The sequence below is a fragment of the Collinsella sp. AM29-10AC genome (assembly GCF_003469085.1).
Taxonomy (GTDB): Bacteria; Actinomycetota; Coriobacteriia; order Coriobacteriales; family Coriobacteriaceae; genus Collinsella.
On the sequence record NZ_QSKB01000047.1, the window covers coordinates 1 to 6153 of the forward strand.

At 60.9% G+C, this 6153-nt stretch carries 7 protein-coding genes and 1 pseudogene; 5 read left to right on the top strand and 3 right to left on the bottom strand.

Annotated elements, in window-relative coordinates; translation table 11 throughout:
* From DW754_RS10615 to DW754_RS10625, 3 genes and pseudogenes are all read right to left on the bottom strand, one after another.
* Nucleotides 1-307 (bottom strand): annotated as a pseudogene (locus DW754_RS10615) (lantibiotic ABC transporter permease); the annotation flags it as partial.
* Nucleotides 307-1077, bottom strand: a complete 771-nt coding sequence (locus tag DW754_RS10620) for a hypothetical protein (RefSeq protein WP_117716874.1) — start codon at nt 1075-1077, stop codon at nt 307-309. The gene DW754_RS10620 and the pseudogene DW754_RS10615, both read right to left, overlap by 1 nt.
* The gene (locus DW754_RS10625) at nt 1074-1802 is read right to left on the bottom strand and encodes a lantibiotic protection ABC transporter ATP-binding protein (protein WP_055250122.1); all 729 of its coding nucleotides are present in this window, start codon (nt 1800-1802) and stop codon (nt 1074-1076) included. Before DW754_RS10625 ends, DW754_RS10620 begins: the two co-directional genes overlap by 4 nt.
* Before the next feature lie 396 nt (nt 1803-2198).
* Here DW754_RS10625 and DW754_RS10630 point away from each other — a divergent pair, with 396 nt between their 5' ends.
* The 5 genes from DW754_RS10630 (at nt 2199) to DW754_RS10650 (ending at nt 6013) form a co-directional block, all read left to right on the top strand.
* Nucleotides 2199-2903 carry a CDP-alcohol phosphatidyltransferase family protein gene (locus tag DW754_RS10630; RefSeq protein ID WP_117759891.1) on the top strand — a complete coding sequence of 235 codons (705 nt, stop codon included), beginning with the start codon at nt 2199-2201 and terminating at the stop codon, nt 2901-2903.
* Nucleotides 2904-2969: 66 nt separating this feature from the next.
* The gene (locus DW754_RS10635; protein WP_006236002.1) at nt 2970-3404 is read left to right on the top strand and encodes an FHA domain-containing protein; all 435 of its coding nucleotides are present in this window, start codon (nt 2970-2972) and stop codon (nt 3402-3404) included.
* A 3-nt stretch (nt 3405-3407) separates the two neighbouring features.
* A complete protein-coding gene (locus tag DW754_RS10640; RefSeq protein WP_117759889.1) occupies nt 3408-4292 on the top strand; it encodes a MerR family transcriptional regulator in 885 nt (294 codons plus the stop codon).
* Between the two features lie 36 nt (nt 4293-4328).
* On the top strand, nt 4329-4859 hold the full coding sequence (locus DW754_RS10645) for an adenine phosphoribosyltransferase (protein WP_199411499.1): 531 nt from the start codon (nt 4329-4331) through the stop codon (nt 4857-4859).
* A gap of 32 nt (nt 4860-4891) precedes the next feature.
* Nucleotides 4892-6013, top strand: a complete 1122-nt coding sequence (locus tag DW754_RS10650) for an NlpC/P60 family protein (protein ID WP_117759885.1) — start codon at nt 4892-4894, stop codon at nt 6011-6013.
* Nucleotides 6014-6153 lie beyond the last annotated feature (140 nt).

The window sequence follows — 6153 nt, forward strand, 5'->3', positions numbered from 1 at the left end:
CTCGCGAGGGGACCGCCGTGAGGTTGGTGAGGCGCCCGGCAGCGCGCTCCTCGTCCACGGCGAGCCCGCAGACGATGGCGGACATGAGCGGCATGAGGGCGCCGAGGAACTGGGCGTAGGCGTCCGCGCCCAGCGCCGGGTCCCATCGGGTTACGGAGAAGTACTCGCCGCAGGCAAGACCGGCCGCCAGGCCGCAGGCGAGGTGCACCGCCGCGAGCGGGGAGCGCGCCAGGCGCAGGGCCTCGGAGAGCAGGGCCCGCGGGAGAGTCATGCGCGGCGTCGGGTCGGAGAGTCGTGTCATGGCCATCACCTCTCCTCGGAGCGCGCGAACCAGGCCGCGCCCGCCGCCGTGAGCGCGGCGAACGCGAGCGCGCAGACCGCAAGGCCCGCCAGCGTGAGCATGCCGTCCGCCATGAGCGCCCCGCCGAGCGCCATGTCCGCCGCGAGCGGCTCGCCGCTCGGCAGCACGGGGATGAAGCTCGTGGGGATGACCATGTTCGCCGACGGCGGAAAGAGCTGCGGCAGCGGCACCAACGACCAGGCGAACCCACCTACGAGTTGCGCGGCGAGCGGGCAGAAGATGCCCGCGAGCATGCCGAGCCGCGCCGTGAGGAAGAGCCCTGCGGGGATCATCCACGCCGCGGTCACCGTGTTGGCGAGCGCGCAGAGGAGCATCGTGAGCGTGCCCGCGGCCGTGAGACCCTGCGAGGAGAACGCCGATCCCGCGAGGTAGATGCCGAAGACCACGAGGTTCGAGAGCGTGCAAAGAGCGAGGCACCAGAGCGCCTTAGCCCACCAGGCTCGCCCGAGCGGGAAGCCCAGGCCCAGAAGCCCCCGCATCCGCGTGCGAGCGTCCGCCCGCGCGACGCACGCCACCACAAGCGATAGAGACACGGGCAGGAAGAGCGCGTACCAGTAGTTCCACGCGCTAAAGATCTGCACGCCCCGGTAGGGCATCGCGCCGAGCAGCGGCATCGGCAGCGCCATGAGCACGGCCAGGCGAACCGGTGCCGCGTGGCGCGACTTCAGGGCCTCGGCGCGCAGGCCCGCGAGCAGGCCGCCTTTCTCACCCGTCATGCCGCCACCTCCCCGCGCGCTCGTCGCCCTTCCCGGCAGAAGCTCATGAAGAGTTCCTCGAGGTCCTGTCCGGGACGAAGCGCATCCTCGTAGGCGAGGCGCCCCCCGCAGATGATGCCGATGGTGTCCGCCATCTGCTGCACCTCGGAGAGGATGTGGCTCGAGACGATCACCGTCGTACCCGCCGCCGCGAAGCCGCGGATCTGGTCGCGCAGCTCCTCGATGCCGATGGGGTCGAGGCCGTTGGTGGGCTCGTCGAGCACGAGCAGGCGTGGCCGGGCGATCAGCGCCAGTGCGAGCCCCAGGCGCTGCCGCATGCCCATCGAGAAGCGCCCGGCGCGCTTCTTCCCGGTGTCCGCGAGGTCCACGGCGGCGAGCACCTCATCTATGCGGCTCTCGGGAAGGCCCAGCAGCGTGGTGCGCACGCGCAGGTTCTCTCGCGCGGTGAGGTTGGGGTAGAGCGGCGCCTCCTCGATGAGGCTGCCGATTGCGTAGAGGTCCTCGCGGCGCCAGGCGTGCCCGGCAAAGAGGATCTCCCCGGCCGTCGGCCGCAGCATCCCGCAGATCATCTTGAGCGTTGTCGACTTGCCGGCGCCGTTGGGACCGAGCAGCCCGTACACCTCGCCCTCGCGGATATGAAGGCTCACATCGGCCACGGCGTCCTGCGCCTGGTCGCCGCGGCCGAAGCGCTTGGTGAGCCCACGCGTCTCGAGCATGTAACCCATGGGTTTATCCTTTCTCTTCCGGGAGCGCGGGCCGAGTCACCGTGCCCGCGCGCCTTACCTTTCGGGTTCACCATCCATGGTGGGGCGCGTTTCTAACGAAGCCGTAACGGCCGTTGGGCTCTTTTGGCGCCAACCCTTCTCGACCCGCACATCATGATTAATTTGCTTAAGGCAACAACTTTCCCGATCGATGTAATCACCGAATCAAAACGTGTACATCAGCCATCAAAGATGCCGAAAAATGTCATATTTGGAGGCTGATGTACACAAATGCAGAATCCCGCACAACCCAGTAGCATCCTCCATATGTCTGGACTCTCTATGCATACGCTGGATAGACATCGCCGGAACGGGTATAGTATCGAAAGTTTTGTCGTTAACCAGCGGGGGAGTCCTGTGGGCATCAAAAAGAAGATCAAAAAGGAGCTTATCGGCACTTCCGATTACCCGTCGAATAAGATCTTTACGATCTCCAATTTCATCACCTTTACGCGCCTGATCCTCACCCTGGTATTTCTGTACCTGTTTGTGACGGATAACAACCGCGTCATCGCCATCGTTATCTACGCCGTTGCCGCCTCTACCGACTGGATGGACGGTCAGATCGCCCGCATGACCAAGACGGTCTCGTGGCTCGGCAAGGTCATGGATCCCATCTGCGACCGTGCGCTGCTGTTCACCGGCGTACTTGGGCTGGTGGTCCGCGGAGAGCTGCCCATCTGGGTCTGCGTGCTCATTATTGGCCGCGACATCTATCTGGGCATCGGCACGCTTATCGTGCGTCATTATCACCGTCGCCCCATCGATGTCGTCTTTCCCGGAAAGATTGCCACTGCACTGCTCATGACCGGCTTCTCGCTCATGCTGCTCGGGTTCCCCGTTATTGACGGCCTGCATCTTTTACCTTCAACCCTTACGGCCTTCCCGGGCCTCAACGGAAGCTCGGTGCCCCTCGGCATCTTCTTTGTGTACGGCGGCGTGATCTTCTCCATGCTCACGGCTGTCATCTATTCCATTAAGGGCGGAGTGGCCATTAAACAGGCTCTCACGCATCCCGAGGACGAGGACATCGACTTTCTGAACCCTGAAATCGAAGACTGATTCGTTGGGGTATGATTACGTACGGTTCATTATTTGCGGCACGTCCGCGATAAGTTAGGGGTTGTCATGGACAACATGGTTAACAATATGCCTCAGAATGATAAGACTGCTGACGCTACCTGCGTATTCCGCGTGCCTTCAAGCGACGTCACCGTTCCCGACCTCATGGCCAACGTGCGCATCACCGCACCCGTTCTGTCCATCGTCAAGGGTCCGCAGACTGGTGCCGCCTTTGAGCTCGAGGACGACGTGACCACCATCGGCCGCGATCCTGCGAACGGCATCTTCCTCAATGACATGACCGTTTCGCGTAGCCACGCGCGCATTATTCGCGAGGGCCTCGGCGCTCGCATTGAGGACCTGGGCTCGCTCAATGGCACCTGGGTCGACGGCGCCATTGTCAACGCGGCCCCGCTGCACGATGGTTCTTCCGTCCAGATCGGTACGTTTACGCTCATCTACCACGAGAGCACGCCGGAGCGCATCGAAACCGGTGAGTAGGGCATGGCCGAACGCAACTATCTGAGTATCGGCCAAGTCGTCAATCTACTTCGAGGCGCATACCCCGATCTATCGAACTCAAAAATTAGATTTCTAGAAGATGAGGGGCTCATCACCCCTCATCGAACGCCTAAGGGGTATCGCCAGTACTCCAAGGAAGACGTTGACCGTCTCGAGGTCATCCTGCACCTGCAGAAGACCCGCTACATGCCGCTCAACGTCATTAAGCAGCGCTTGGAAAACGCAACGGACCTGTCCACTTTGGCTTACGAGGTGGGTCTTCTGTCCGATGTTCCGCTTAAGACGGAGCCCAAGGAGACCAAGCAAAAGCTGCACCCCATCGAGACGATCCCCGACATGCTCGGTGTTGAGATTTCGTTTATCCGCTCCCTTGCCGAGAACGATCTTATCCGCATCATCAAGAGCCCGCAGAACCGAGAGCTCGTCGATGGCAGAGATTTCCCGATTATCCGCTACTGCTCGGAGCTGTCGCGCTTCCACATTGAGCCGCGCAACCTGCGTCAGTACGTATCGTCGGCAAACCGCGAGTCTTCGATGTTTGAGCAGGTTCTCGTGAGCATGCTCGGCATGGATACCTCTGATGATGAGCGCGACGCCAAGCTCGAGCGCGCTTTTAAGAAGCTGCACGACCTCACCGAGGGTGTGCATACCGCGCTCCTTAAGAACCGTGTCTTTGAGTCGCTCAACGCCGTGGTCGAGGACGCCGACATTGATGCACTCGATGAGGAGATTGCACGTTCCGAATCCACCAAGGCTAAAAGCGATGGGGCAAGCGTCCCCGCGGTTGCCGCGCACGAGGAGTCGCTCGTGCAACCGTCCAAGGTCGTCGTCCCCTCGCATAACCCGTCTGCTAACACGGGTAAATAATCGCCGTCCACCCGGCAATCCATGAAAGGTCACGCCATGTACGACTTCGAATCTCATATCGTCGATATCCCCGACTATCCCGAGCCCGGAGTCGTCTTTAAGGACATCACACCGCTCTTTGGCAATCCCGAGGCCCTGAGGGCCATGGTGGATGCCCTTGCCGAGCATTTTGCCGATATGGGCATTACCAAGGTCGTAGGACCCGAGGCCCGCGGCTTTATGGTCGGTGTGCCCGTGGCCGTCGCCCTAGGTGCCGGCTTTGTACCCGCACGTAAGCCCGGCAAACTGCCGCGCAAGACGATAAGCGAGAGCTACGAGCTCGAGTATGGAACGGATTCTATCGAGATTCACGCCGATGCCATCAGCTCTAAAGATACCGTGTTGATTCTGGACGACTTGGTCGCGACGGGCGGAACCGTCGAGGCAACAGGTAAACTGGTGCGTGATATGGGCGCAAAGCTTGTGGGCTACGGTTGTATCCTTGAGCTTGCGTTTCTCAACCCGCGCAAGAAGCTCACGCCGACTGACGACGATGTTGAGCTCTTTAGCCTGGTGACGGTGGACTAGCCGTTACCCTTAGTTACTGGAAAGGAAGCTACATGCGCACAGCAAACACGCACAGAAACATGGCACGCTGCGCTGCTACGGCAACCCTCGCTTGTGTTTTGGGCCTGGGCCTCGTGGCTCCGGCCTACGCCGATACCGCATCCGACCTTGCCGCTGCTCGTACTAAACTCGAGCAGATCGGCACGCAAACCCAGCAAATTCACGATGAACTCTCCGCACAGACGCAGGAGCTTGATCAGACTGCAGGCGAGATTACGCAAAAGCAGCAAGAGATCGCCGAAGGCCAGGCAAAGCTTTCGAGCTACGTTGCCGGTGAGTACAAGACCGGCGGCCTGAGTCTCCTTCAGGTCCTGACGGGTGTCGACGATCTGGGCGATATGCTCAACCGTCTGTTCTACTACGGCAAGGTGTCCGACAAGCAGGCCCAGACCATCCAAGAGGTCAAGGACCTTAAGCAGCAGCTCACCGATAAGCAGGCCGAGCAGGAGAAGAACGTCGCCGCGACGCAGAAGAAAGTCGACGAGCTCAATGCCCAGCAGGCTGAGGCCCAGAATGTCGTGAACTTCCTGGATTCACAGCTGCAGGCCGAGCTTGCTGCCGAGGCCGAGGCCAACGCTGCGCTGCAGGCTGGCATTAATGCCAGCACCGCCGAAAAGGCCACGGTGAGCAACGACACCGCCGGTACGACCGAGAACACCAACAATGGTGGCGGTACGACCAACAACGGCGGCGGCAACACGCCTGCGCCCGCGCCCGCTCCTGCCCCCACGCCGCAGCCCGTGACGCCCGCTCCGACTCCGACGCCTTCCGCACCGAGCCAGTCCGTTGACGGCGGTACCGTTGTTTCTCGCGCTTATAGCAAGCTGGGTTGCGCTTATTCTTGGGGCGGCATTGGACCGAACAGCTTTGACTGCTCCGGCTTTGTAAGCTATTGCCTCACGGGCCGCTACTGCCGTCTGGGCACCACCGGCACTTTCATGGGTTGGACCCGTGTGTCCGATCCGCAACCCGGCGATGTTGTGGTTAACTCCTACCATACCGGCATCTATATCGGTAATGGCCAGATGATCCATGCTTCCGACTACAAAACGGGCGTTATCATCAGCTCCGTCGCAGCCGGTATGAACAACAACTACATCTTCGTACGCTACTAATTTATTACTACAGCGAACGAACATGGGCCTCGCGATCTTGAGTCACGAGGCCCATTCTTTTTACCCCTACCGTTTGCCATAAAATCAGGGGTTGATTTCCGATCTCAGCCGAACACATTGAGCAAATAGGCCATTCCCGC

Excerpts from the sequence above, each read along its gene's own strand:
- DW754_RS10620 (WP_117716874.1), bottom strand. The coding sequence starts at position 1,077 with ATGACGGGTGAGAAAGGCGGCCTGCTCGCGGGCCTGCGCGCCGAGGCC.
- DW754_RS10625 (WP_055250122.1), bottom strand. The coding sequence starts at position 1,802 with ATGGGTTACATGCTCGAGACGCGTGGGCTCACCAAGCGCTTCGGCCGC.
- DW754_RS10635 (WP_006236002.1), top strand. The coding sequence starts at position 2,970 with ATGGACAACATGGTTAACAATATGCCTCAGAATGATAAGACTGCTGAC.
- DW754_RS10640 (WP_117759889.1), top strand. The coding sequence starts at position 3,408 with ATGGCCGAACGCAACTATCTGAGTATCGGCCAAGTCGTCAATCTACTT.
- DW754_RS10645 (WP_199411499.1), top strand. The coding sequence starts at position 4,329 with ATGTACGACTTCGAATCTCATATCGTCGATATCCCCGACTATCCCGAG.
- DW754_RS10650 (WP_117759885.1), top strand. The coding sequence starts at position 4,892 with ATGCGCACAGCAAACACGCACAGAAACATGGCACGCTGCGCTGCTACG.